Consider the following 277-nt stretch of genomic DNA (forward strand, 5'->3'; position numbering starts at 1 on the left):
TCGGCGTGGTCGCCGTGGGGCGGGGAACCGTCGATGTCCCCCGCGCTGACGCACCTCGTCCAGACCGCCCGGAAGGACGGCGGCGGGGTCGACGGACGTCCGCTGTTCGTGAGCGATTCGTGGGCGCTGTCGGCACCGGTCATCGTCGCGACGGGCGACAGCGTGCTCACGGACGGCGGGTATTCGGGCTCCGCTCCGGTCTTCACCGAGAGTGCTCTGCGCTCCCTGGTCACCAGCGGTCGCGCTCACCTCTTCGTCGTCGGGTCGAAGACGAAGA

The 277-nt window shown here is 70.4% G+C and carries 1 protein-coding gene; it reads left to right on the top strand.

Annotation, left to right across the window (positions count from 1 at the left end):
• Nucleotides 1-33: 33 nt before the first annotated feature.
• The coding region (locus ACZY0B_RS28040) for a mannosyltransferase YkcB-related protein (RefSeq protein WP_463767467.1) at nucleotides 34-277 on the top strand (244 nt) is incomplete at its 3' end.

The organism is Mycobacterium sp. IDUB_19 (genome assembly GCF_055419445.1).